At 59.3% G+C, this 26,666-nt stretch carries 21 protein-coding genes and 1 pseudogene; 6 read left to right on the plus strand and 16 right to left on the minus strand.

Translation table 11 applies throughout. From position 1 onward, the window contains the following. Positions 1-808: 808 nt before the first annotated feature. From AWB77_RS30935 to AWB77_RS31000, 14 genes are all read right to left on the minus strand, one after another. Positions 809-2,110: a hypothetical protein gene (locus tag AWB77_RS30935; protein ID WP_157694958.1), complete on the minus strand. Its 1,302-nt coding sequence runs from the start codon at positions 2,108-2,110 to the stop codon at positions 809-811. A 15-nt stretch (positions 2,111-2,125) separates the two neighbouring features. Further along, positions 2,126-2,740, minus strand: a complete 615-nt coding sequence (locus AWB77_RS30940) for a type 4 pilus major pilin (RefSeq protein WP_082378246.1) — start codon at positions 2,738-2,740, stop codon at positions 2,126-2,128. Between the two features lie 11 nt (positions 2,741-2,751). Continuing rightward, positions 2,752-3,870 carry a type II secretion system F family protein gene (locus tag AWB77_RS30945; RefSeq protein ID WP_061138290.1) on the minus strand — a complete coding sequence of 373 codons (1,119 nt, stop codon included), beginning with the start codon at positions 3,868-3,870 and terminating at the stop codon, positions 2,752-2,754. A 12-nt stretch (positions 3,871-3,882) separates the two neighbouring features. Continuing rightward, complete coding sequence (locus tag AWB77_RS30950; RefSeq protein WP_244158713.1) at positions 3,883-6,159, minus strand: ATPase, T2SS/T4P/T4SS family; 2,277 nt, start codon at positions 6,157-6,159, stop codon at positions 3,883-3,885. 180 nt (positions 6,160-6,339) lie between these two features. Then, positions 6,340-6,903: a hypothetical protein gene (locus AWB77_RS30955; RefSeq protein ID WP_061138291.1), complete on the minus strand. Its 564-nt coding sequence runs from the start codon at positions 6,901-6,903 to the stop codon at positions 6,340-6,342. A gap of 34 nt (positions 6,904-6,937) precedes the next feature. Beyond that, a complete protein-coding gene (locus tag AWB77_RS30960; protein ID WP_244158714.1) occupies positions 6,938-7,924 on the minus strand; it encodes a hypothetical protein in 987 nt (328 codons plus the stop codon). 304 nt (positions 7,925-8,228) lie between these two features. Then, positions 8,229-9,857: a hypothetical protein gene (locus AWB77_RS30965; RefSeq protein ID WP_061138292.1), complete on the minus strand. Its 1,629-nt coding sequence runs from the start codon at positions 9,855-9,857 to the stop codon at positions 8,229-8,231. Positions 9,858-9,862: 5 nt separating this feature from the next. Continuing rightward, positions 9,863-10,522, minus strand: coding sequence for a toxin co-regulated pilus biosynthesis Q family protein (locus AWB77_RS30970; RefSeq protein WP_061138293.1), 660 nt, complete (start codon positions 10,520-10,522; stop codon positions 9,863-9,865). 5 nt (positions 10,523-10,527) lie between these two features. After that, complete coding sequence (locus tag AWB77_RS30975) at positions 10,528-10,950, minus strand: lytic transglycosylase domain-containing protein (protein ID WP_061138294.1); 423 nt, start codon at positions 10,948-10,950, stop codon at positions 10,528-10,530. After that, positions 10,947-12,221 (minus strand): TrbG/VirB9 family P-type conjugative transfer protein, encoded by a 1,275-nt coding sequence (locus tag AWB77_RS30980; RefSeq protein ID WP_061138295.1) that lies wholly within the window; start codon positions 12,219-12,221, stop codon positions 10,947-10,949. Before AWB77_RS30980 ends, AWB77_RS30975 begins: the two co-directional genes overlap by 4 nt. Beyond that, on the minus strand, positions 12,218-13,018 hold the full coding sequence (locus tag AWB77_RS30985; RefSeq protein ID WP_061138296.1) for a transglycosylase SLT domain-containing protein: 801 nt from the start codon (positions 13,016-13,018) through the stop codon (positions 12,218-12,220). The genes AWB77_RS30980 and AWB77_RS30985 overlap by 4 nt, the downstream gene beginning before the upstream one ends. After that, complete coding sequence (locus tag AWB77_RS30990) at positions 13,011-14,261, minus strand: TraB/TrbI/VirB10 family type IV secretion system protein (protein WP_061138297.1); 1,251 nt, start codon at positions 14,259-14,261, stop codon at positions 13,011-13,013. The genes AWB77_RS30985 and AWB77_RS30990 overlap by 8 nt, the downstream gene beginning before the upstream one ends. A gap of 2 nt (positions 14,262-14,263) precedes the next feature. Then, positions 14,264-15,136, minus strand: coding sequence for a TrbG/VirB9 family P-type conjugative transfer protein (locus AWB77_RS30995; RefSeq protein WP_061138298.1), 873 nt, complete (start codon positions 15,134-15,136; stop codon positions 14,264-14,266). Between the two features lie 2 nt (positions 15,137-15,138). Then, positions 15,139-15,843, minus strand: a complete 705-nt coding sequence (locus tag AWB77_RS31000; protein WP_061138299.1) for a VirB8 family type IV secretion system protein — start codon at positions 15,841-15,843, stop codon at positions 15,139-15,141. Positions 15,844-17,640: 1,797 nt separating this feature from the next. On the opposite strand from AWB77_RS31000, the gene AWB77_RS31005 reads away from it, so the two are divergent. The 5 genes from AWB77_RS31005 to AWB77_RS31030 all read left to right on the plus strand — a co-directional run bounded on the left by AWB77_RS31005 (position 17,641) and on the right by AWB77_RS31030 (position 24,374). Continuing rightward, positions 17,641-19,137, plus strand: a complete 1,497-nt coding sequence (locus tag AWB77_RS31005; protein ID WP_061138300.1) for a replication initiation protein — start codon at positions 17,641-17,643, stop codon at positions 19,135-19,137. A gap of 1,328 nt (positions 19,138-20,465) precedes the next feature. Then, complete coding sequence (parA, locus tag AWB77_RS31010; RefSeq protein WP_025527597.1) at positions 20,466-21,161, plus strand: ParA family partition ATPase; 696 nt, start codon at positions 20,466-20,468, stop codon at positions 21,159-21,161. Between the two features lie 31 nt (positions 21,162-21,192). Beyond that, entirely contained in the window at positions 21,193-22,161 is a 969-nt protein-coding gene (locus tag AWB77_RS31015; protein ID WP_244158715.1) for a ParB/RepB/Spo0J family partition protein, read from the plus strand. Positions 22,162-22,305: 144 nt separating this feature from the next. After that, positions 22,306-23,484: a hypothetical protein gene (locus AWB77_RS31020; RefSeq protein ID WP_157694959.1), complete on the plus strand. Its 1,179-nt coding sequence runs from the start codon at positions 22,306-22,308 to the stop codon at positions 23,482-23,484. A gap of 590 nt (positions 23,485-24,074) precedes the next feature. Further along, positions 24,075-24,374, plus strand: coding sequence for a DUF4148 domain-containing protein (locus AWB77_RS31030; RefSeq protein WP_061138329.1), 300 nt, complete (start codon positions 24,075-24,077; stop codon positions 24,372-24,374). 1,051 nt (positions 24,375-25,425) lie between these two features. On the opposite strand, the gene AWB77_RS31045 is transcribed toward AWB77_RS31030, so the two are convergent. Together AWB77_RS31045 and AWB77_RS31050 are read right to left on the minus strand one after the other, a co-directional pair. Then, positions 25,426-25,731 carry a type II toxin-antitoxin system RelE/ParE family toxin gene (locus tag AWB77_RS31045; protein WP_061138306.1) on the minus strand — a complete coding sequence of 102 codons (306 nt, stop codon included), beginning with the start codon at positions 25,729-25,731 and terminating at the stop codon, positions 25,426-25,428. Beyond that, the gene (locus AWB77_RS31050; protein WP_061138330.1) at positions 25,728-25,985 is read right to left on the minus strand and encodes a type II toxin-antitoxin system ParD family antitoxin; all 258 of its coding nucleotides are present in this window, start codon (positions 25,983-25,985) and stop codon (positions 25,728-25,730) included. The genes AWB77_RS31045 and AWB77_RS31050 overlap by 4 nt, the downstream gene beginning before the upstream one ends. A 404-nt stretch (positions 25,986-26,389) precedes the next feature. Between AWB77_RS31050 and AWB77_RS37530 the strand changes: the two are divergent. Then, positions 26,390-26,644: pseudogene (locus AWB77_RS37530) on the plus strand (ATP-binding domain-containing protein); the annotation flags it as partial. Positions 26,645-26,666: the final 22 nt, after the last annotated feature.

Genomic DNA, 26,666 nt, shown 5'->3' on the forward strand with positions numbered 1-26,666 from the left:
AGAGCAGAAACGCCCCGCAAATTCAGCGGGGCGTTCAGCTTTATCCAACTGAAACGTCCTTGCGTGCTTATCAGGTGTGCGGTAGCCGGCTCAATGTTGGAGGCCACAACCGTTTTGCGGCATCACATAGGCTGCGCCCATCGACATGCGAATCACGCTGTTGGTTCCCGGGTCAACCCAGCATATCGCGCGATAATAGTTCCCGCTGCCGCTGCAAGTCGGGTAAGCCGGGCCGGCCCAGTTAATTGAATATCCGTTACCTGTATCGTAACTCGCCCAGTACGGCATGGCGTTGGCGGGAACGCCCGCGTTCTGACGTACGACGGCCCAATTCGTGGCTCCGGAGCCGTAATCTGCCGTTGCATCAATCCATGTGTAAGCGCGAGTGGGAGTGTACCCCGGCGTCGGATAGCCATCACACGGGACGCTTGGAACCGGTACTGGGACCGGTGCGTCTGGCTGGCATTGCTGCCCCACCCAGGCGGAGCCATTCCAGCTAGGCGCGGCCGTCTGATGAAACCCACTTTGACAGCTCGGAGGCGGCGGTACATTACAGGAGTAGCTCCAAGCTGTTCCTGTCCAGGCTGGTCCGCTAGCGAAGCCATATGCGCAAGTCGGCGGTGGTGTGGCGCATTGATATCGCACGCCAAGTTTCTGCCACGAATACCCAGGATCGCAACCGGGAGCACGCGGAACGCCGATGGGATTCTGTACCCATTCCGCGTTGGAGGTGACTGGAGCCGTCAGCACACCGCTCAGCGTCGCCATCAATGCCAAGGAAATTCCGGTCGTTGTTTTTTTCATGTTCTTATTGGTTTGAGTAGTTACAGCCAACGTCGATTTGCGCTTGCAGGCCGAGCTGATCTTGCACAAGGGTATTTGCGCCGTCAGCGAGAACGTCATAGATTTGGAGCACCCATTGCGAGCCGTTCCAACCCATCGCGTAACGGGCGCCCGAGATCGGCGGATTGCGATTGGAGTAGTCGGTCGTCAGCGATTGCGGGGTGATGCGATACCATGCCGTGCCGCCGGGGCCGCACGACGGAGGTGTAACGCCCCATCCGTTATACCAGCCGCTGTACTGGGCATCCGCCGACTGGTTGCTCACCAAAGTGCTCGCACCTACCCAGTTGCCCCACTTATTGCACACGTACATGAGGTTGTTACGAATCGTCACACCGTTCCAGCTGCACTTGCTGGCGGTGTAGTTGATGTTCGCAACATTGCCGTTGATCGTGTTGCCAGAGACCGTCCCTGACGAGCTCACATCCCCGACGTTGAGCCCGGCCGGTCCCGTTCCCTGATAGTTCTGCACATAGAGGTTGCCCTTGGTACGCACGGCTGCGTTCACGCTGTCACCGTAGTACATCGCGCCGTTGTCGATCTGCAGGCTGTTGCCCGCCTGCAACTTCAAGACCTTGTTCGCGCCGAGCGTGACATTGCCGACGTTCTGCATGTCCTGATTATTCGCGTTCATCGTGCCGGTCAGCGGGAGCGCGCCATCACGGCGGTAGTACGGCGAATTGCCGTCCGCACCGAAACCATTAATCGCGAGGACCATCCCAGCCTTGCTGCCTACTGGATTAGGCAATGTCCACCCGCCGTGGATGCCAGTGACCGTCGCAGGTGCTCGGTTTGTCGAGTAGCCGAACTGCGCTCCCCCGGCCGCAGCCAGGATACCGGCGCCAGCGATGTCAGCCGTCTTGTCGGTCATGCTGATAAGCGGCAGGCTCGGATAGATCTGCGAGGCGATATGGCAATTGCCCGCTGCTGTCGAACAGCTGTCGGGCACAACCGACAACGCGATCTGGTAAGTGCCGCCCCAGAACGGCCCGTTCTTGAACGCGACTTTGTTGTTCGACTGCGCGCTAAGTTGAGCCAGCGTTGGCGCAGCGATCGGCGTGGACGTCGTCTGGGAATACCCCACCGGAATAAGCGAGGCGTAGTTATTGGTGATGTAACTGCCAAGCGCAGAATTGATCGACGCGATGTTCTGCCCTTCGATCTGCAGCAGATTCTGGCGTTTGGCAGCGATGTCTTCCTTGATACCCTGTACCGTCAGCAAGGCCGCGCCGACCAGGACGATCAACATCTCAAGAATGCTTCCCATGTCGGCGATCCGCGCTCAGGTACGGGTGGTCCACAGTCCCATCGACGCCATCGCGCCGTTCGACGCGCATGCAGTGGCGACCGTCTGCGGGTTGAACGTGACCGTCGGCGAGAAGATCGTTGTGCCGTTTACAGTCACCTGCGTGTAGACGGTGATCAGCGCAGCCGCACTCAACGAGCAAACCGTCGACGTGACGGGATACGTCAGAATCAAAGAATCATTCGAGGTAACGAGCGTTCCGACGGCAGCCGTCACCGTGCCGTTGAACATGCCCTTGACCGCTGACTTGTCCGATGCGACGCGCGATCCCGCCGAATCGAAGGCGTGATTCTGCGCAAGCACCGTGAGCGTTTCAGAGGAGAAATCGGCGTCGTTCTGCGTCGCGTTCAGAATCCCGGTGTGGAACATCTGTGCTTCGCTCTTGAACTGCGACGAATGAATCAGATCGAGCACGTACTTGCCGCCCGCATAGACGGCCAGCGCGAGCAGTGCGGCACCGGCCATCACCGCGCCTGCCTCAATCATCGACAACTCGCCCGACTGCTTCTTGGCGCGCGCAATCTTCAGGATGCGCGCCCGGCGTTCCTTAATCGGGTCGACTTGAACTGCTTGCGTGTTTTCGTTGGTCACTTTGCTTTTCCTTAATAGCTTGAAGCGGCGGGATTTCCCGATGTGAGGTTGACGGCACCCGTCACGACGTATGACCCAATGCCGAGGGTTAGAAACAGTGCAGCGGCAAAACCGAGCAGCAGGAAGTGCGTCATGCGGGCGTTGCGCTTGACTGCTTCAACCACGCGATCGAGCGACTCGCGGCCTAGACTCTTGATAGCCGCTTCGAACTGATCGCGACCCGCGGCGTCGGTGATCGTGTCGACGATGGTTACCGAGAAGATGCCGGTATCGAGCGCGCGCATCGGCTCATCAGATCGAGCCGTCAGGCGTCGATTCATGATCTTCAAATGCCAGCGCAGCCACGGATCGGCTGTCTTGAGAAGCCTGTCCAGCGCCGCACGCAGCGTGAGGTTTGAGTCGAACAGGCCCGCAAGCGAAACAATGAGCAGTGCCGCGCGAAGGTCGCGACGATTGCGCCAGAGCAGCGGCATGCGGTCGAACTTGTCCCGCAGAGGCCCGGTCCAGCGCTTCAGGCTTGAGAAGTAAGCGAGCACGAGGCCGATGACCGCCGTGAGCGTGAGCCACCAGTACTCGTAGCAGAATGTGTCAACGTGATACAGGAACCGCCCAAGATCGGGCCACTCGCCGAGCGGCCGGACGTCGAGCACTTGCGGGAAGATGACGCCACCGAACAACATGCAGTACGCGTACATATAGACCAGCAGCAACGCCGGATAGGCCATCTGCACAGAGGTGGTCGACGACAGCACGCGCTTGGCCTTTGCGGCCATTTCCGCGAGCTCGAAGCCGCGAACGACCGCATCTTGGCGCGAAGACTCGTCCGCGATGTCCAGCAGCGCGTACTCGTCGCCGGGGACGAATGGCTTGATTGCAAGCGCGAAGCTCTCCCCGCGCTGCATGGTCTCGCGGATGCGCGCGAACACACGCCACTCGAGCTTGCCTCGCGAGCGGCTACGCTTCTCGTACGTTTCAAGCCGGTCGAACAGCGTCTCGGTGTTGCGCAAACCCTTGGCTGCGATATCGAGACGCGTCTCGCGGTAGAAGTCCTCGCGCACTTTCTGAAACCGCCAGCGCGCGACGGCCAACTGCTGCCGCACGGGCAGCATCTTTGCGAACGTGGTGAACATGGAGGACTAGGGTTAGACCATCAGACCATCGATGCCGGGCATCACGCGGTACTGCGCGAACGACTGCATCGAGCGATCGACGAATTGTGGATCAATCAAACCGCGCGAAGCCTTGAAAAGAGCGTGTTCATATAGCGTCTTTCCAGTCATATCAGCGTTATCGAACCCGGTACGACGCGCCCCGCGCCAAACTGCGCGCGCACCCGCCCAATCGCGCTCGGCAACACGCTCCAGAAATTCCGGGGTCGGGCGATACAACTCGGCCGCCAACGAGGGGCGCTTCGTGCCACCCGCTACCTTCCCGTTGCGCGTGAAAAGCCCTTTAAGCCGGCAGTGTTCGCAGCCGTCGTAGTTGCGGCACGCCATCGCCGAGGTATCGAGGCCAAACTTTGTGCGCAGCAGTTCGAGGTCAGCTTTGGGCATGACGTCCTCGGCCGGCAGCTTGCATTGCTCGCAAAGCGTCGGAATCAGCTTCTGGTTGCCGACTGCATTGATGAACCCTTCGGAAGCGAGCTCGTCGATCGGCAGTTGTAGTCGCCCGCCTGCCATACGCATCACGGCAGCGATGATGTCGCCCGCGTGCAACGAAAAGCGTACCGGGTGGCCGGTCAGCGCCAGTTCCGCGACCAATCCCATCACGACGCGGTCACGGACTTCCCCGATCGTCAGATCGTCTGGGTCCTGCCGCATCAGCGTTCGGATGACTTCCGCGTACTTTCGGTTCGCTTCGTCGTCAGTCTCATCGGGGCGGCGGATGATCGAGTAGTCCGACAGCCACGGCATCGGATATTCGGACGGCTCGTTCACTGCGAACTGCTTCTTGAGTTCCCGATCCGGCAGCATGTATGAGAGCGCGCGCAGCGTCGTTGTCTTGCCGGAACCGGTCTCGCCGGTGAGCGCCGTGATGCCGCCGCTCACATAGTTGAGCGTTTCGATCAGCTCAAGCTGGCTCTTCTCCAGGCCCATGTCTTTGGGCAGCAGCACCGAATAGTTCTTGAAGTTGCCGTCGAGCAGACGCAGCGTGACGTCGTAGCCGCCAACTAGCGGGGACGACTGCCAGCGCAAGTTGACCGTGTCCGTCTTGACGACCAGCGGAATCATCGCCGACTGCGGCGCGCTCGGCTGGAAGCTGTTGCCCGAGTTCGTGTTGCGCTGAACGAGATCGCTGTACGCCGCGAACAAGGCCCGACGCACGATGGCCTTCGGCATGCGGCTGAACGTGTACATGTCGCCGTTCACGCGAAAACGAACTTCGACCTCGTTGTGAAACTCGCGTGGCTCAAAGTGAATGTCGCTCGCGCCGTATGCATGCGCGGCCTCAACGATGTCGCGGAAATTGCCGATCGCCCGGCTCGCTTCGCGAACCGTGGAGTTCGCAGACGCAGCGGCCTTCCCCGAGTAGATCGCGGCGATCACGGCATCGGTCGCGATCATCTCCTCGCGCACGAGAATGTCGTTCGCACCCAGATCCTTGATGAAGGTCGCGTACTGCGCCTTCTCGGCGAACCGTGCGGTGGCCACCGTGATCGCCACACCCGGTTGCAGTTCAACGGCAACGAACTCCTTGCGCGCGGCCGCCGGAATGCGCAGCGCCGCGTCGTCATCCGCTACCGTCAGAACGCGCTTGAAATCGGGAAGCGAATCTGGCGATACAAGTTCCGGCCGCCCGGGAGACAAGCCGCCGCCCTCGGTCTGTTCTTCGTCGTCGGACGGCTGATCGTCCACTGCCACCGGCGGATGCACGATCCTTTGAGCGTTTGAGCCTGCCGGTCGTGGGGGCTCGACGTCCGGGTGCTTCGGGCCGAGCGGTAGCGGATCGGCGTTCTCGACCGACTTGGCGCGCGTCGGAAGATCCGCATCGACCATGGCTGTACTCGCGCCGGCATCGGGTCGCGACGGCGCGGCCATCGGCTGCGGTTCGGGTTCCGGTTGAGCAGCAGCAGTCGCGGTTCGGACGGTCACGGCTTCACTATTCAACGGCTCGGCCTTCGTCGCTCCGACATTCGTCGGTCCGCCGCGCTCCTTAGCAGCCATCGCCGCCGACATGCTCGCGTAGCTGGGTCGTTCGAAGCTGGGCGGCACGAAAGGCCGAAAGGCCACGTCGTCGGTGACCACGTCTACCGGCGCTTCCGACCTAGGGGGCACAGTCTGGGCGGGCGAGTGCCAGTCATCGTCAATCTCTATGCTCTCGACGTCCTCGACGTCACCGCCCGATAGCGCGCGACCGAGAAACGTTACTTGGGGATTCACGGCGCGCGTGCCCCCGGGCGACGTATGCTCCGTCTCCATTTCTGACTGTCTTTCTCGCCGTTTCCGCTTCCCCGCAACCGGCTCAGCAGATGAGAATTTCGGCTCAGCCCCCGTCCCTGGCTCAACAAAGCTCGAGCGCGGTGTGCGAAAACGCTTGAGGAATCCACCACGGGGCGAGTCTGGCGTGCCCTGCTCTTCTTGTGCGAAAAGACCCATGTCTTATTTCCCGAATGGAACGAAGGTAGAAGCAGTTGATGAAACGCCACCAGGGGGAAGCGGCGACGACAGATCCGTGATCGCCCTGACCGCCGGTCCGTCCGGGACGACGGCCGGAACATCAGCCGGTGCCGCGATAGTCTCTGTCCAGTGACGCTTGCCGTCGACAAGACCGACCGTAAAGCCGTCGATGGAGGCTACGGTCCAGCCGTTGAGCAAGCGGCTACCGCGTCGTGCGGTATAGGTCGTGCCTTGATAGTCGTAGAGCACGTATGAGCCAGACATGTCGGAATACGCGCCAACGAACGAGGCGGGAATAACGCGTTTGGACGGCGAGCTGGCCTTTTGTTCGGCCTTGGAAGCGGCCGGAGCTGGCGCGGGGCCAGGCGTGGGCCCGGGATTGCCAAACGCCGATGACAATGCGACACCACCGGGCGCTGGCGCTGCGTTGCTTTCCCCACCCTGGCCCTTGCGCATCGAATCAACCAGCTTTTCGCGGGCGAGTTTGTCAATGTCATCTAGCGTGAGATGACTTTCCTGCGAAAGAGCTGCGCTTGCGACAAGCATGAGCGCGCCAAAGCATGCGGCACGAACCGGCCACTCAGTTGAGAACATAGTATTTACCCTTCGCAGTGAAATGCACCCCGGTACCGTCTTCCTTCAACTCGACGTCGAGGCTGTCCAGTGCCATGTTGTCCGGCAGGCGCGCGAGTAAGGCGCTTTGCCATTTGTATCCGTCTATCTGCCACGTGCCGCGCTGTACGAGCGGCCCCTGCACTTCACCTGCCGTCGGTTGGCGCTGGATAAGGCGCTCGGCCGGCTTGATATCCACCACGTAACCGTGGCTATCGAGTGTGTCGAGCTTGGTCGAAAGCTTTTGCGGGTCGTTCTGTAGAGTCTTGATGAGAGCCTGCTGAGTCGGCCATGTCTTCTGTTCACCAAGCGCCACGCGTTCGGCGACCGCCACTTCGGGCCCACGCGCGGTCAAATGCCAACCGTCATGATTGAAGACGACCGGATGCAGCGACTCCGGCGCACGCGCGTCGAACTCCTTGAACGTGCCGCCCTGTCGCTTGTACGTGACCACGCACGGCCCGGCGATAGAGCAAGACGCTTTTTGAAACTGCCACCCTGCGACGTTCGTTTCTTGCGCGCCGAAACTCGCGAGCAGCTTCGGGGCAAGCTGGCTGGCGAGTGGAGCGGGAGCGGCGAGTGTGCGCATCACCGCCGACTCGTACTCCTGCATGAACGTTGGCGGCGGCGCCGGCGGCGGAGGCGGCGGGTTGAGCACGTCAATCAACTGCTTGCCGCCGAAGAACACGGCGGCGAGGATGACGAGCAACGGCACCGTCGTTGGCACCGCCACCGGGACCTTCTTGATTAGCCCGACCTTGCGCGCAACGAGCATCTCGCGAAGGTCAAACGACTCGTCGACCGCGTGGAGTTGCGCGCCGTAACCAAGGGTCGCCAATTCGAGCCCTGCCTTGGCGCACCCGTCCTCGATCTCGTCTCGCTTGCCGGCAAGCGCGTTAAGTGCTATTTCCTGATCGAGCGAGACAGCGCCGCGCTGCACGAGCACCACGTGCACGCGCTCATCGTTCTGGATGAGAACGAGTACCGCCGGACGCCGACGAACGCGGTCCAGCGACGCAATACGAGCAGCGGCCGAGTACAGTTTGCCGCCCTTGCGAAGCGAAGGTTCCAGTTCGCAGAACCCGACGATGGTTTCGTCATTCGCCTTGTATTCAATGTAGTGCGTCGCACCGGACTAGTGTCGGCGTTCGGCGCGAGCGCCCTTGGCGGAATAAGCGCGCCAATCCAGCCCGAATACGAGCTTCGCGCCCTTTTCTCCCGGTATGGATTCGAAGTGCATACGGATGCTTACCTCGCGCTCACATCGACGGGACGACGGTTGCTGTCAGCATGATCACCTGGAACGTGCGGCCCTTATTCCAGGCACCTGACAGACCACCAATGCCGTTGTTATTGCTTCCGTCATAGCGATTACTCACCGCGCCATAGAGCACAACGGTTTGTCCATCCGAGAGTGCAATGGTCTGGTCGTCCTTGTTGCCGAGAATGTCGGGCAACTGGATCTGCTGCAGCGTGTCGCCAGAACCGGTGCTGATGGTCGTGAAGGGACCGTTCAGCTTCGAGCTATCGCTCCAGTACGAGAGAATGATTTGGTTGTGGTCGTTGACCGATGGCAGGATGTTCACGAAGTCACCGACCGTGACAGATCCCGGCTGCAGACCCGGCACGCCGGCGGTTCCGCCGGTGAGCGAGCCAATACTTGGCGTGGTTGCCGCAAGGTAGCCCTTCGTCTCGAATGAACCGATGGAAACCGGCAGACCGTTTAGCGTCAGCTTCGTCTGCGTGTTGTCCTGAACCGTCTTGCCGAAGGTGTTGAGGCCGCTGATGATCGCGTTGGTACCTTCCATGGGCGAACCCGGCTTCAAGACGGAGAGGCCAACGGTGCCGCCAATTGCAGTTGCCAACGAGGTAGGCGAAGCGACCGTGACCGAATAGCGTTTCAGTCCGTCCGAGATGCGATTGAAAACGATGTCCGCGCTGACGCCGGCTTGCGATGAATTGCTCAGATCGACCTGCAGCGTTCGCACGCGCAACGCGACCTGACGCGTCGAGATTGCGTTCTCGCGCGCAAGCAATGCACCCATGCGATCGACGGCTTCTTTGGTGTCGCGAACCATCACCAAGCGGCTGTGCGGATTGACCACCACCTCACCGAGCGGCGACTTCAGCTTTTCCAGCTCGGACTGAATGATTGCAATCTGGTCGAAGGTCCCATCGCGGCCCGTCGAGGTGACCGACGAGAAGGAACCCGTGTTGCCCGACGTGCCGCCTGTCGTTCCACCGGACGATTGGTTGCCCGTGGACGTATCCGTACCCTTGGACATCGTCGACTTGATCGAGACCTTGCCCGGGATCGCCGCGATCGTGAACGTCTTGGTGACGAACCGGCTGATGGAAATGGTGCTGCCATCGAACGTCCAGTCGAGGCCAAGGTTTTCCGTCACGCCACGCAGATACTCACCCACCTTGCAGTTACACGCCTGCGCATAGACCGGCTCGACATTCGACTTCGCGATCGCTTGCGGCTGCATCGGGGCGCTTTGCCCGTTTCCGCCGTTGGTCTTCGGAATCAGCGCGTCACGCGGAATGAACACATCCGGGCTCAGATGCACCGGGTAACCAGTAGCGGTGGAGACAAGCGTGGCGATCTTCGACAGCGGGAGATTGCCGGGGAAGACAACCGATTTCTCGCGGAAGATCGCGGGCAATGTCGCTTCATAAGCGACTGGCACCAATCGGTCGCCGAGGAACGCGGTCGGCACTTCCTCAACGAGCGACATCGACTCGGGGCCGTTGCCCATCGCGCGCGTCGCTTCCGCGTTGGTCGCGTCATAGGCGTGATTCACGTCGGATTGCGAGACCGCGCAGCCGGTCAACGATGCAGCCACAAGAATGGCTATGGCAGATTTGATTTTCGTGAGGCGCATGGCGATTACTCTTGGCAGTTGGCTGCGCGTGCGACGACGCGTATTACGTTATTGGTGTGCTTGCAAACCCGCGTGGGCGTGCGCATGTGATTAGTCGCCTGCATCACTTGCGTTAGCACCGACTTGAAGTCGCCCGAGAACGTCGCGTTGAACTCGAGCGGCAAGTCGTCGTCGATCTTCCAGGCGAGCTGCCAGCCCTGCTGCTGAAGCCAGCGATCGAGCGCATTGCGCAGGTTGATGTCCTGCGGCGTGATCGAGAAAGACAGAACGCCACTAGGCACCGTCGCGCCACTTTGCGACGGTACGACGACAGGGGCGACGTCCATCGAGCCAACCGGCGACGGCGCGCCAACACCGGGAAGCGCGACGGGCGCGGCACCACCGACAACGGCGTTGAACGCGGCCGGAGAGGCAGCTGCAGATTGAGCGACCGAGGCAGAACGGACGACAGGAGCAGCGGGCGACGCCATTGCAATTCGAGCCACTGGGGCTTTCGCGGCGGGTGCCGAAAGGAGTTGCCAGCCGTCCCCGGGCGGCGGTGCGAGGCGCGATTGATCAGGCTCGGCGGCCGCAAGACCCGGCACAGTCGTGAGTGCCAGACACGCGAACAAGTGAGCCACCATGCGCGCGGTGCGATGCGTTTGAAGAGAAAAAGTAGGCGTCATGTCGGTCAATTCGCGCGTTGCAGGCGGCGGTAAATGTTGTTGGCGTAGATGAGCTGCTTGTTCGAGGAAACCGCGTTGTAGGCACCGACCGCTTTCCATGTCGGACCGAACTGCTTGATGTTCGAAGCCAGGATCCATGTCCCCACATATGCGTTCACGCAGGCGTCGAACAGGTGTTGACGGGTGATGCCGAAGCGACCCAGTTTAGGAAGCCAGGACGAGTTGATTTGCATCAAGCCAATGTCCTCGCTTCCATCGGTATTGCGATTCGTCACATATGGGCGCATTCCGGACTCCTGCTGTGCGATCGCACGGACCACTTGAACGCTGACGCGGTGGTAACGCGCGGCATCGTCAAGACAATCGGCACGCACATGCAGGGGGAGGCTCGCGCAGAGAAGCGGCAACAAGAGGGATAGTCGGTTCATGACGCGGGCCGATCAAAGAACCGCACATCGTGTTTGCGCAGCACGTTGACGACGTTGCCGTCCGCGTTGACGATGAACTGCTCGGCGGTGCCGTTGAACTTGTAGTAGCGGCCCTTCTGCTCGCCCGACCCCATGTGCCCCACGTCGGCGACCGTCACCTTGCCGACGGTGTCGGCAAACTTGAAGAACGTCGAGCCGTTTTCGTCGAACACGCTTTGAAGCGCAGCCTTGTTCGCGGCGTCGAACTCATAGACGGTTCCCGCGACTCGGGCAACTTCGACCTTGTCGGTGTCGTTGGAGATCGTGAAGCGCTCCGCGCGGTTGAACGTCACCACGGCCGTCGCCTCATCCCACTTCGGACGCAGCGATTTGCCGTCTTGACCGGTAACCTTCAGCGCCGCAGCGGGCTTCGACGAGAACTTGATCTGGATATGGCTGTCGTCGCCATCGCGAATCGCTAGTGCGCCAAACTTGGCCGCAAGCACGGACCCCGATGCGGCCGCCGCTTCAGCATCGACCTTTTTCGCGATGTCTGCGATAGGGTCTGCGCCAGAAGCTGCGCTCGACGCGGCCACCGCAGTAGCAGCCGCCGGAGCAGCAGCGACCTGCGACACCGGCGCGACGTAGTTCACCGCCACTGACTGCGGAGCCGAGCGGCGAAGTGTTACATGGTGAGAGTTAAAGTCGACGTCGGCGTACAGGTCGGACGCGGCCACCAGCCGATCAAGCGACTGCATCCAGTTCTCGCCATCGCGCGTGCCGAAGCTCGTCGCGGCCGTCAGGTCAATGTCCTTCTGTGCCGATCCCGTCCAACCCTGGGGCACCAGCGCTTTGACCAGTTGCGCGAGCGGCAGCGTGGCGTTCAGAGACCGGGTACTTTCGAGGCTGCTGCGCGGTCCGATCAGCGCAAGGCGGCCGGAGAAGCCAGAGAAACCGGACGGCGTGTCGCTGCGCGCCTTGTCGCCAATGAAGCGATTGGCCTTCTTCCAGTAAGCAGTGGCACTTGAGCCGCCCGTCGAGTAGTGGATTACTTCGGGCGTGCCCGCCACGACGATATAGGGTCCCTGGGGATGTCCACCATCGACACGCAGCGACTGGCCGGCACGAGGCTGAAAATAGGTGTCGCTGCCATCGTTAAAGACGAGCGCGGGCCGCTCGAGCACATTGCCCGCGATCTCATAGTCAAAGTCGAGCGGGTCGGTGCCGGCGGCCGCCGCATTGAGCGTGACCGCGGCCAGCGCGAGAGTGAGAAGAGAGAGCGTGTGCTTCATAGACCGCGTTCGATTTGAGAAAGGTGCTTCACGAAGCGCGCGAGATATTCGCGGCCCGGTGCGGGATTGGCGCTGTGGTAGTACGCGACGGCCTTTACGGCGGAGTGCGTGAGGCGGTAGTTCTCGTTGAGGATGTCTTCGGCGACGCGGATGTTTGTCGCGGGCGCAAGAGCATCCCAAGCGTTCGTGAAACGCTTACTGTGGTAGCCCCAGTTGATCTGCATGATGCCGACGTCAAAGTTCGACCGGCCGTTGCTGATCAAATAGCGGACCGCGCGATACGCATCTTCGCGAGTGCGAAAGAAGAAGCCGCGACCCGCGACATTCAGCGTCCAAGGCCATGCACGACCGTTGTATGCCGACTCATTAAGCGCAATGCCAGCAAGAATTTTCGGATCGACAGACGTGTGCATCGCGTCGAACGGCGCCTGCGCGGACGCGCAAGACCACCCGCCGCGCCGCTCAGTGATGCTCGCTTGAGCGTCATCCGTAAGCGTTGCAGGGCGCAGCCATCCAGCCTTCACGAAAAGGCTTTCGACGCTCACGGGTGATCCGTCGATGTTGATCGCAACACCGCCGGCCGTTGCCTCGACCGTTTGGCCCTCAAATCGGTTAGCCCAGGCGAGAAACGGCTTCAGCCCGCATGCGTACACCGGTTCGCCTGGCAACTCGACGATTGCGCGCTTCGTGCCGTCATCGACCACGATGCGCGTCGGGCTGATGACCGAATCGAGGGTCGCCGCATTTGCGCCGAACGCGATCATCGTCAGGCACGCAGCCGCCAATGTCTTAGTCATGGTACGGCTCCATGACGATGTCCTGCGTGACCTGCACCAGGAACTTCTGGCCCGGTTCAACCGTGATCGTCGGCGGGATATTCTGGTTGCGCTGCATGACGGTCTGGGCCGTCGCCGCCGCGACCTGCCCCGCCGTGTCACCATAAGTGGTGACGCCGTTCGGCGTAGCCGTCGTCGCCGTTTGCGAACTGCCGTCGAACGCCTTCAGCAAAATCGCCGTAATGAAGCCCGCACCGAAGATTTTCAGGAAGTGGTTGTTCACATCGCCCGAGAAACCGGCGTAGCCGTTCTGGTCGGCACCCTGCATGCCGTTGAGCGGCACGCTCTTGCCGTTGGGCAGACGCAGACTCGTCGATGCGACCAGCAGGCGCTCTTGGCCGACCTTGACGTCCGCGCTGTACATGCCATTGATGAACGCGCCCTTGGGGATCATCAAGCAGTCGCCGCGCAGGCTGTCATAGATGTCCTCGTCCACCATCAACGAAACGCGACCCGGCTTGTCCGAGTTCAGCCCCTCGACCGTCTTGACGTGGATGACGTGCGGCGGCGTCAACGTGCAACCGGTCGACCTGCCATTGAAGGTTGTCCGTTCGATGCCGCCGCGCGAACCCGCATCGCGCAGGAAGGCGCGGTCGCGGTCTTCCGGTGCCTGGCCCTGCTTCGCCAAGGCGATCGCCATCGCATCGGGAGTGTTGGCTCCCGCAGCGTTCCGAGCAGCTCGCACCTCGTCCAACGAAGGGACGCCAGCGGGGAGTACGCCGGTCGACGAGTTCGCCGAACGCGACGCGCCTGCCTGCTTGAAGATGGAAGACGTATAGATCGCGTCTTGCGCCGCTTGGCGGGAAAGCTCGCGCGTGTCCGTGCCCGAGCCTGCGACCTCTTCCTTGAAGTCCGCACCGGTCAGCATCGGTTTGATGGCGGGCTTCGGAGCCGCTGCTTCAGACGCTGCGCGAGCTGCTGCCTCCGACGCCGCTGCTTCGCGCTGCTGACGGATCATCTGATCGATGTCGTTGTTGTTCGCGGCAGTGGGCGCCTCCGTACTCGACTTGAGTGCGGTCGCCCTCTTAATGCGGGCCTCTTCGTCTGCCTTATTTGTCGCCTGTAACTGATAGTAGAAGCCGAGGCCACCGATGACGACAGCAGCCAGAATGCCGATGCTCATGATCGCATTGCGCGGCGTCTTGCCTTTGACGAGTGCTTCCTGCTCCGCGCTGGGCGTAGCCGAGTCCGGTTTCTTCGCCACGATCAAAACACCCCGAACAGGCGGCGGCGGCCGCGCGTCACCGTGACCTCGTCCTTGCCGGAACGCAGGACGATCTCGTCGGCCAGACGCTGCAGGACGAGGAAGTCTCCGCGGCGGATGAAGTTCGCGACGACGCGATCGCCGTGGTCAAGAATGAACGGAACCGGCCACTCTTGTGCCTTCGCCGGCATGCGCATCCACACCGCATGGCCGTCGTCGAAGACCGTCTCCGGCGTGAACTCAGCGCGGCCATCCACGCTGTAGTCCCAGTTCAGCTTGTCCGGCGCCACACTGATGCTTCCAGAGTCGGCACCGCCGCGACTGCCAGTGGCCGTCGCGTCGTCGCGTGCGCTGACGCGAGCCATTGGCGCGCGCGGGTATTGGAAGCGCACCGTCTGATAGAACATCCCGCCCGCCGGCGACGCGATAAGCGTGAAGTCATACTCGCGCAGATTCGTCGTCAGATGCAGCGTGTTGACGAGATCGGCCTTGTGCGGCTTGATGAACACGTGGTTCATCTTGTCGTCGTCAATCTCCCACTGGACGCTATCGCCCATTGCGGGGTCAGCAATCAGCTTCTCGCCCTTTTCCAGTTCGATCGTCGTCAGCTTGAGCGGTGCGGTCAGCACGCGGTAGATCTGGTCGCGGCTGTACGGGAAGACGCCGATGCGCGCATCGCCCGGCATCGTCAAAGGATCAGCCCCGCCGTTGAACGGATTGATCGGGCTCATCGGGTCGCCTGCGACCATCGCGGCATTGAACGCCGAATCGCTCGCGGCTTTCTTGGCCAAAGCCGGTTGAGCAAGGAGCGCTGCACACGCGGCGAGGACGCACATGCCGATGACCGGCCGTTTGTCGAGAATGGTTGCGGTCATGCTTATGCGGTCCGCTCGAGGCGGAAGAACGGAATGAAGATGCCGAAGGGGTTCGTCGTCAACGCCTGTTCAGCAGTCGGCGCGACAATTTGATAGCGCAACGTGAGTGCGTACGACTTCACGTCCGGCTTACCCGTGGCGCCAGCTTGTGACGTGGTCGTCGTGAATTCGATAAGTACCGTCGAGTCTTCCAGCAACGCGATGTTGCGCACGTCGACTTCGCGGATCAGTTTCGGGTTTGCCGTGATCTGCTGGAACGGTGTGTCAGCCTTAAGCCAGTCGCGAAACTGACCGGCTGCCGCGCCGATCATCTGCGCCTTCACCGCGTTGATGTTAGCGGTCATGCGCGAAGTCTCGAGCCGGTCCGTGAGCACGGGCTCGATCGTGAACCAACGAACCGCCATATCTTTGACGGTCGTGCGCACAGCTTGCGAGTCGGGCTTGTAGGCGACGAGCTCGGTCACGATCGAGTGACCGCCGGTATCAGCTGAGACGCCAACGACACGAGTGACCGAGGGCGGCGGTTGCCGCGTCCATACCGCGCCGATGGCAATCACGGCAAGGCCGAACGAAATCAGCATCCAGCGATTAGCTTCGAGCTTTAGCTTTGTGCTTGTCTCGAAGATGACTTGGCTCGGATCTTCCTCCGCGTACATGCCAGGAGCTCTAGACAGCGCGGCCCGACGCTTGTTTTTGAAAAGACGCATGGCAACCCTTTATTAACGGTCACCATTGAAACAGCACGAGCGTCCTCTGTTTTTTCGAAAGGAGGCTAATTTCGCGCGCCATTTCCATGGTCTGGCGCACAATTGACCTCAAAAATGAGAGCGACCAACGCGCAAATCGCCCGCGATGCAGCGTTTCATAAAACAAAAAGTGAGCCGACTAAGGGGGGTGTGAATATCCGGCTCATTTTGTAACAAGCCTTTTTTCCTTTAAATTCAGCGAACTAACAAAATGCCCGGTCGCAGTGGGACGCTCTCCGGAGAGCGTCTCTTATCGTCCGCGGACTCGTTTGAGCCGTTGTCTCAGCGAGCCAAGAACCTCCCGTTCCAACGCGTTCGTCGAGGGCGGTTGGTCAAAAAGCTTCCGCGCTTTGTGACGTCGCTGGCTGCGGCGTGCGGGATCCTAGACATCCGTCGTTCGAGTATTGCGTAAACGCCGCGCGTGCCTGACTGAACGGCTCGAACTTCTATGTCCCGCGGCGTCGGTGCGCAGTACACCGTGCTCCTCTATCGTCTGGATGTCACCATTGGTCGCAGCAAAGGCCTGCCCTGAAATGCTCGCACCCGTCCCGTTTGCTCTTTCTCTTTTGCGCGCTCACCCCTCTGCTGGGCCGGCGAAGGCGACATCGGTATCTATCTGCGCAGTAAGGCATCGAACAGCCACTTCCGTGACTGGTTGGTAACTCGCCTTGGAGTTGTTGTTGATCGGGGTGCGTCCGGCGGTTACGTGTCGGTGAAACCTCGAGAGTGCCCATCGCATGGGAACCCGATCGCGCCGATGAACTCAGCTTCGACCCATTGCGGGCGACCAAGTCGTAACACTTGTTCAGGGCTAGCGCGCGGTTCCAACGCCGACGCATACAGGCGTTGTCGTCATCGATGCGGAGATCACACTCCGAACCAACGCCCAGCGTTTCTAGGACTACACCTATAGGCGTAGTCTTTCACCGACATACGTAGCCCTAAACCACCACAGAGGTAGTCTTTCGACTCCCAACAAAAGTAGTCCTGAACCGCAAAGACTACAGTTCTCGGGGTTATCCCCACTATAAATGTAGTCCTATGAGAATAAATCAGCTTAAGTATCAATGGGTTAGGTGACGTTAACAGATGAGATTGGATTGGTACTTAGAGATCAGATCGACCCGGGAAAGTTCGGCACTACCCCATTGAAGGCACAGGGCAAGGCTTCGAGCCCTGCTGGCGCTCGACGAAACCAACGTAGCCAATGCTTCCAGGACTACATATCTCGAGGTGCTACCACCGCCTGTCCGCAAAATTCCCGCGAAAGACTACATTTATTGGGCCCTTTCCTTGGGAGGCCCCTATAGATGTAGTCCTCACTCGTGGTCAGCGCCCTTGCGCGCGCGAATGGGCTGTTCCGCCGAGTTAGAAGCGCGATTTCGAAAGCGTAGCCAGACAATGCGCCAGATAAACGTAGTCTTCACGATGGTCCGGTACGGCGTTAAGTGCCAAAAAGGACCACGTTCCGTCTTTCGCCACAGTAAAGGTGGTCATCAATGCCTCGCACTGGCAAGGAACCGAGGGTTCCCCCGCTCACTCACGGTTGTTTCTGCCTTGTCCGTCGCGCGTTGTGGTATCGCAACATCCTCAAAGACTACTTTTATGGGCGCATGCACGGTTGTTGCGACCGTTGATAGACGCATAACTTCGCCCTCAGGACTACATTTATTGGTGACCGGTGCGAGAAGACTACATACCTTTTTTGACATGGGGCCTGGAGGCGGTCATAGTAGCGCCTACATCGTTGGAGGGAGTATGGGCGTCAGGAACAGAAAAATTGAAAATCAACTCTTGGTCCCCGTCGCTGTGGCGAGGTTAGCCCCTTCCTACCCTGCTACAACCGCATCAATCGCCGAACTCGGCAGCGATGCCGTCGAGGTTCTCACTGAAGAAGACGAGGCTGCGCTTCTTGAGAGGCTGTCTTCCACAGACATGGCGCGGCTTTATCTGAGCAACGAATCAGAGGGCAAGAGGAACTACCAGCAGAGTCTCGATCTTTTCAGGGAAGGGGTCCCGGTTACGCAAGTAAAAGAAGAACTCCTCCTGAAAAAAGTAAGCCAGCGAGTACGGTTTATAAACCCGCTAAAGCTTCTGCAGAGCAAGTTGCATAACGCTCTCATTTTCGTCGCGCGTCCGACAATGTCGACGCAGCAGGTCTTCTCGGTCTCGCTTGATTATCTATCGTGGTTAGTAGACCACAACGTGAACGACTACGCATACTTGAAAGCGTCGCTGTCAGAGATGCAGCAAGCGCTAATGCAGATTCCGGATGGTAATCGATGGTTCTCAACGCAGATGATTCAGGATGTTCTCATCGAAGGGACGACCCTACACTACAAAATTCCGGCGTTCCTATGCAGGCTCTACGCCGCGCCGGATCGGTACCATCATGTCTCGATGAGGATGAACGCGCGATTCAAAAGCAAATACACCCTCAACCTATATGAGTTGTTGCGAGAAAACCTGTGGCGAGGTGAGACGGGTTACATGACGCTCGACGAGTTCAGAGAGCGAATGGGCGTTGGCCCAGAGGAATATACGGAGTTCAAACGTCTGAGTATGAGAGTGATACAACCGGCACTAGTGGAGCTTGAGTCGCTGGGCGACATCTTCGCCTCGGTGCGATATGGCCGGGAGAAGCGATTCGTCACTTCACTTAACTTCGTCATAGTTCAAAATCCCAACAGCAAACTATTGTCTGAGAGTGCCTACCTTGACCCGGGTCGGTACAAAGAACTTCGGGAAGAATTCGGTCTCAATCAGAAGCAGATTAAAGAAATTGCAGAAGCTTTCCCTATAGAACGAATCGAAGCGATTTCTGATGTCTTGTTGTATCGCTACGTTCTCAATAAACAGAAAAACCCCGTTAAAAATTGGTTCTCTTTGTTTAGAAGTGCCCTACGAGACGAAGAGGACCGTTATCTACTAACGAATTCGGAAAAGGCCGAACTCTCACTGTTCCGAGAAAAGCGGCAGCAGGCGGCGCTGTTAGAAGATAATCAACGCCGTGAGCGGGAGCTGGAGCGGCGTCGGACTGCGGCCCGGAAGCACCAAAGCAATCGGATGGATGACTATTGGGTACAACTTCCGGAAGGCAGCCGCCAGGAACTGTGGGACGGCTTCCTGAGCTCTCCGGAAGGAAAGCATTTCCGACAAGCTCGAAAACTGTCGCCCGGCAGCAGGCCTGACGTCACCCACCCGCTTGCAAGGGCGAGCTTTGCCGATTATCTCAATCGGTTACAAGTAATTTGAATGTTTTCACTAACGCCATAATTTTTAAAAAGTTTCAAGCCCGGTATCCACGTTCGTGTCAAGCGCCACACAACGTCTCCTCCTCGATCACGGCTCCACTTCTTGGCCAATATTCGTGCGCGAGTTCCCAAAAGGGCGCTTGGGCGTACACGTGTAGCGACGCGAGCGCGGCCGCTTCTTCTCTTCGTGTGGAGGCCCCGCGCCCCTACCTCGTGTTAGTAACTTCTCATGGTCGGTACAGGCTGGAAGCCTTGCTGTTCATGCGGCAATGGAGGCAATAGGCCCCAGCGAAGCGGCGCGAGCAGTCGCCGCGGAGGCCCGCGTGCCAAGCACGTGGTAGTGCGGCACACGAACCGTCGCTCATGCAGTATGAGTGGCTACCACGTGGTAGTGCGGCACACGAAACGTCGCTCATGCAGTGTGCGGGCCTACCACGTGGTAGTGCGGCACACAAAATGTCGCTCATGCAGTGTGCGTGCCTACCACGTGGTAGTGCGCCACACGAACGTCGCTCGCGCAGTGTGCGTGGCTACCACGTGGTAGTGCGGCACACGAAACGTCGCTCGCGCAGTGTGCGTGGCTACCACGTGGTAGTGCGGCGCACGAAACGTCGCTCATGCAGTGTGCGTGGCTACCACGTGGTAGTGCGGCACACGAACCGTCGCTCATGCAGTATGAGTGGCTACCACGTGGTAGTGCGGCGCACGAAACGTCGCTCATGCAGTGCGGGTGCCTACCGCGTGGTAGTGCGGCGCACGAAACGTCGCGCATGCAGTGTGCGTGCCTACCACGTGGTAGTGCGGCACAGGAAACGTCGCTCATGCAGTGTGCGTGGCTGCACGTGGTAGTGCGGAACGTGAACCGTAGCCGTGGGCGAGTGCTGCCAACCGTTAGTGGTTCGAGAGAAACCTGGCGTAAGGCGACTGCGCTCCTGCCACGTGGCAGTGCGAAAGGAACACCGCAACGCAGTGCGATTCCCTATCTCGTCGCGCCTAGTGCGTCGCGGACACCCTGTATGAACAAATTCGTAAGATGAATGCCGGGTCGGTCGTGTGTCGGCGGGCGACACCGGCGCGCACCATTTGGCAGACGGTAAGGAGACTAAGGCCCACCGCGCTTGCCGCCGGCGGAGCTAATGGAAAGCGAGCAACTAGCGATTACGTTAAGCCCATGTAGCCAATGTTTCGGTTCGATTGACGAATACCGCGTGGTAGTGCCAGTTCCAGACTAGCCCACAAGACGGGTTCGTACCTAAAGTAATTTCTAGATTCTGGTCGCGCCTGCTTGTAGAATCGCAAGAAAAATTTCTTAAACATCTTCCGGAGCCGATGATGGGACTCGTAATCGCAGTCGCGAATCAGAAGGGCGGGGTGGGAAAAACGACAACAACGATGAACCTGGCGGGAGCCTTCTCCGCCTCGGGCTATCGCGTATTCGTTGCCGACGCGGATGGACAGCAGTCGTGCATGAGTTGGGCCGCGACTGCAGATCCTGAAAAGCCGCTCCCTTTCCGAGTGGGGGCGGTCCGCAAGCTTGAAAAGAACATCGGAAACGAGATCGGGCGATTGGCGGACGACTACGACGTCGTTCTTGTCGACTGTCCCCCGAACATTGACGACTTAACAACCGGTCGCGTCCTAGCAGTTGCCGATGCAACCATAGTTCCGACCAATGCGTCGCCTCTCGACCTTTGGAGTAGCGAAGGAATGATGGCACTGATCGAGCGGACACGGCTTCATAACAAAGCCGGTAAATTTGCTATTTTGGTCAGTAAAACAAATTCGAAAACTGTTTTACATAAGCAAATGAGCGAGGTGTTACGGGAAAGCAATGTGTTGCTCCTACGAACAGCGGTACGGCAGCGAGAGGTTTATCCGCAGGCGGCGGCACTAGGACGAACGGTTTTTGATGTCCGCGGGATTCGCGGCGTGAAGCCGGCCAAAGAGGAAATCAACGCTCTCTTCGACGAACTCGTGGAGTTGTTGAACAGCGAGGAAGAGGCTGCAGAGGTGTCGCATGGCTAAGTTAAACCTAACTAGCCGGGTTAGAGCCGGCATGGCTTTGGAACGTCAATCTGCGGAGGCGCGCCTGCAGAAGAATGCAGTCGCCGAGACTGCGCTGAGGGAGGCAGCAACGGTTGTCGGGGTGCCGCCGTTTCACGGCGATGACGTGGCGACAAGAGTCCCGAGGCAAAAAATCAAAATTGCAGATACGGTTTCGAACCCCTACAACCCTCGAACTTTTTATAGCGCGGAGACGATTGATGGCTTGGCTCGCAGCCTAGAAGTAGACGGACAACTTGAGCCTATTAAGGTAACTCGGCTTTCGGAGTATCCCGGAAAATGGGTGATCATCGACGGCGAACGGCGGGTACGCGCAGCAAAATCACGCGGCGCAGAGTACATCGACGCGGAGTTGCACGAAGAGCGCTTGGAAAATAAGGCACTTTATCTTCGAGCATACAAGGCGAACAAAGAGCGCGACGCGCAAACGGTTTTCGACGACGCAATTGCGTGGAGCCGCCTTCTCGAACAAGGCATTTACCGAGATTACTCAGAGCTTGCCGCGGCCGTGAATGAAGCGCCGACACACGTGAACAAGGTGATACTTCTTAACAGTCTACCTCCCTCGTTCTTAAGCCGGATGGCTCAATCTTCGGATACTGTCGGTCTTGCCCATGCGTACAACCTCAAGCTCATTCTCGAGCGAGGAGGGCAGGCAGTAGCCGAACATTGGCTTCAAGAGATTCTGGAAGGCCGAGCGAGCGTGAGACGGCTTGAGCAAGCTGCCTCCGCAGAAGCACCGACGCGCCGGGCAGGTTCGAGGCGTGTTCACTACCAATCGCGAGTTCAGTTCAAGCGGCGTGATGGTGGTCCTCTTGGCGAATTGAAGTTGTTCGCCGACGGGAGGACAGAACTCAGTCTCCAAGGCGTCGATGGCGAATCTCAACAGATGCTAGCTGAGCGCATGAAACAGCTTATCGAAAGTTGGACCCGGGAACTTGACGGCGAGGCCTCGGTGTAATGGTTTGAGATGCGCAAAGGCGTGGAAGCCGCCCGACGATGAGGCGTCTTCTCCCTCACCGCCAGCTGAGGTAGACATCCAAACCGCTCGCCAGCTAAACGCTGAGTGCTGACGACGGGGGCGGCAGCAAAGCCGAGACGGCCGATGCCTGAGCGAAGAAACGCAAGATTCTGGCCGGTAGGACGGACCCCATTCGGTTTACACATAGGCCGAAAAGAACAAAGAATTCGCCGCCTTTCGCTGTTTTGCGCGGGGCTGCTGGATCAGATAATCGCCGCAGCAACGGAACAAAAAACAATGACCGCACTAGCTGGCACACCGATATCTCGCGACCCGCTCGCACTAGCTGAGCTCTACCATTCGGGCCTTGGCACTTCATGGACAACTCAACGTGGAGCGGTCGCTGCATTCGCCCGATTCACTCCTAAGGTGACTTACAGAGCACTAAACCGCGCCATTGCTGTCTCGAAGCTGCCGCCGCCGGTATTGGCATTGTTTGTAACGGCCGGGATATGGCATGAGACGGCTAGAAGCCTGGCAGGACTAATCTGGAAACACGGTCCCGACGTCCTCTCTCAGCGTGCGACCGAAATTGATCCGCTAGGACGGCACTGGACCGAGATTATCGATCTTCTTGACGGGAGGGATGCGCGGTCACCGGAACGAATCGTCCGCGCGATCGCGCCGTTGACGCTAGCGGCCGAATACCAGCGAGGAATTGAGGAAGGACGCTGGACGTCGATGGTCACTGCCGTCGCCGCTTCTCCGGCGTGGGACCGGACGCGGCTTGCAAAAGCGATTGCAATCTCAGAGCTTCCGACCGAGGTGTTACAGCTCTTTGAGCTCAGGCGCCTCACATATGACCTTGGCGCTATCCTCGTAAAAATGCGAAACGCAATCGGTGAACGCGAGTTGACGGCGCGTGCGAAAAAGATCTTGGGCGCACCTCGCCGTAGAACAACCGATCAGATTTTGGCGGAGCTGTTGCTAGTGCGGCCCGAACAGGGAGTGGAATTAGCAGTTCGCCGCGACAAGACTGCAATGGTCTTTGAGTTCAAGGTTCCGCTAGACGCGACCGAAGAGTTGATGACTGGTACCAATGAGATTGCAGCGCTGGTCCAGGTGGCGATGATGAACGTACGGTTCAAGCGCAATGCCGATGCTAATCCAGGTCGCGTCAAAGCACGCTGGGGTGACAGCGTAGACAAGCGTGCCATAGCAAAACGTATGACCGTAGCTGGAAGGTCGCTTCGCGAGATCGCCGCGGATCTAGCGGTTTCGAAAACGACGGTTGCTCGTTGGACTTCTGAGCAGAAGCAATGAAGGTAACGCGGCCGCAAACAAAGTCGATATACTGAATTTAAAGAACCGGCTGATAATTGCTTGGCGACGCGCCCAGGAGCATTGGAGCACGCAGCCAAAAGGCAATGGAGTACTGTATATCCATACAGTTCCGGACCCTCATGCCGCTTCCTAGTTTCTTGCCGGTCAGCTACCACGAACGCAGAGCGCTCTGGTGCAGGTACAGGGCACGCGATCCTGACGTGCAGCGTCTCGTCCTTGAGGTCCAGCGCTTCCGCGGAGTTGTCGACGAGGCGTACCAGCGTCAGCAGGTAATCGAAAAGTGCTGGCGAGAGGAGGGGCATGGTCAACTCGTTGCGCTCGAGAAGCTGCGCCTCTTACTGAACAACGAAAGGACGCGGTAGCGAAGAGCGGCCACCGGCGCCGAGTTTCACCGGTGAAACTGCGAAGAGATAAGGCCAGGCCAGTCGGGTTGGTTAGGGTTATCCCGAATACAGCAACGAATTGTTGTTCGATCGCTCATTAATCTTAAGCGGACGCTTACCTATACTGAGATGACTGAAACGCAAACAGGGCTGTTTGCGAAGAACAAAGATCTGGAGGTAAGCATCATGAAACTCGCAACTCTCATCGTCGCCGCTGCACTCGCTATCCCAGCAGTTTCCTCGTTTGCTCAGAGCCAGCCGGCGACTCGCGCGCAGGTTAAGGCCAAACTGGTCCAGCTCCGGGATGCTGGCTACAACCCGGGCATGGATCGCACGACGTACCCGGCGCAGATCCAAGCGGCCGAAGCTAAGGTTGCTGCACAGAAGGGCCAGAACAGCTACGGTGGCGTTGCCGACACTGCATCAGCAGCGGGCGGCCCGGCTCACACCGGCAATAGCGTCGCTCCTGTCTATTTCGGTCACTAATCGACTGAGCGAGCCAAGTAGCTCGCCTAGGTACTAGAGAACTGGCCGCTGCCGGGATACCGCAGACGGCCAGTTTCCTTATTAGCACCTCCGCCACAGGCGACGCCGATGGCTTGCCCAGCACGACAGTACTGGGCTTTTTTGCGTATCGCGGGGAAGAGGCAGCCGAGCTAACGGAGGTTCCCCCGTCAGATCCGCAGCGGTCCGATCGACGCGGGGCAGCGCATCGATCGGACCGCTGCGAGAGCAATCGAATGTCTTACTTGCGCAGCTGTGGCCGGACGTTACTCGTAAGTTTCGACCGAGCGGCAAACTTGATCGCCATTTCTATCCTTGTGGCACTTGGTCGTGATGACGCGCTGCTTCGGGCAGGCGAAGTGCGGAACAAGCGGATCGTTCGGTCGGTCCTTGTTGGGATCACACCAATGTTCGTCCGCTGACGCGTATGCGGTTGCGCTTATTGCCAGCGCGGCTAGAACGAAAATGCGCCTCAAGAATCCCTCTATGTGCGAAGACGTAGTTATGCGAAAAGGCGTTGCTTCAGGAGGCTGCTGCATTGATCGCCCATCGCTCTGAAAAACCACAATTGAACGAGAATCCCCAGTAGGACAATGGTGCAACCGACGCCTTGGAAGCCCCATTGGGAAAGAGGCGTGCGGCGCGCGATCTCCCAATACGACGGGCCGCATTCTTCAAGCACCCAACCGTAGAACACCGCCTCAAGGTACGACGAGGCACCGAGCGCGGCTATCGCCCAGGTGCTAAGTTCCTCAAGCTTCTTCCTTGGTCTTGACGCGAACCACTTCCGAAAGCGACGCATTGTTGCTCCAGGTATTTTCATACGAATCTACCGACAATCAAAGTTACCGGCAAGTGTGTGTCTTTAGGAGCGCATGGCGGCTGGGCTGCAGCATTGGTGAATGCGCGATCGTTGCCGACGAAGAAGAAGTTCGTGTGCGAGTGCAGTGCGGGCGTTCGCCCGGGGTGTCCTCCCGCGACTAATGGGCATTGCCGCTGGCGTCCCAGCACTCAACTCGTTCTGGGCTATTTTTTATGCCTGCGGAAAAAGGATCGCGGCGACGTCGCGGGCGCTATGCAGGACGTGAATGACGTCGATGCGCTCGGGCTGCCCGGTGACACGGTAGAAAATCTGGTAGCTGCCGTGAACCCGATGGCGCACACCGCGATCTTCGTAGCGAGGCACGAGCGGGTAGGCGAGGGGCATGTCTGCGAGGCTCATGCACTTCTCACGCAGCTCCCGAACGAAGCTCAAGGCACGGCGGGGCTTGTCGCGGGCGATGTAATCGCCGATGGCCTCAAGCTCGGACTCGGCGTCAGGAAGGATGCGAACAATCATTCCTTGCCGTTCACCATCGCCTGATACTTGGCTTCTAGCCGGTCGAACACCTCTTCGGCAAGTTTTCCTCGACCCGCGTCTGAATCGGCGAGGCCTCGCTCGATCACGGCATCGAGCGCGGCAAGCTGCGTCTCACGATCCTGAATCAGTCGCACGCCCTCGCGGAGCACTTCGCTTTTCGAGCCGTAGCGTCCCGATTCGACCAGCTTGGTAATGTACCCCTCGAGCTGCTGTCCAAGTTCTGCGCTAATCATGGCTTTGTCCCCAAGTAGATTCATCCCTATACTAAACGGCTTATCAACAATTATCAAACGCGATAGCCGCGGTGCATAAACGGGAGCCGAGGGCTATGCTTTAGTGAAGTGACCCATGACTCATAGGAGCGCTAGTAAAGACGGAGAACGGGAAGAAGCCGCTTCCAAAGTTGTGGGAAAGGATCGAGTCCCACCTGCGCGGACTAGCGGGAGTTACAGGGGCGCTAGTTGCGCTGTTGGCCGCCGGCTACTGTCGATAGCGACACGGTGAGGATCACTCGCAACAATGCCGCGCTCGATCTGGCGAACGGTGACCGTTTCAAGGTTGCGGCCGTCACCCCTGAGAAAATCACCCTGCAGAACGCTGGTCGACAGGTGAGCTAACGGCCGACAAGCCCCTTCACCTCGATCATGCTTATGCGACGACGATCCACAGCGCCCAAGGACTGAGCGCTGATCGTGTCCTTATCGAGGCTCAGACCAACAGCCGGACCACGGCTAAGCACGTCTTCTACGTCGCGATCGCGCGCGCCCGGGCGGAAGCGCGAGTCTATACGAATGACATCAGCAAACTGCCCCAGGCGATCGCGCGCCAAAACGAAAAGTATTCGGCGCGCGATCTGACACGCGACCGAGGAGGCCGAATTTCGCTCCGCTAACTCGCGAAACGAACTCACGTTC

The sequence above is a fragment of the Caballeronia fortuita genome, from assembly GCF_001544835.2.
Classification (GTDB): domain Bacteria; phylum Pseudomonadota; class Gammaproteobacteria; order Burkholderiales; family Burkholderiaceae; genus Caballeronia; species Caballeronia fortuita.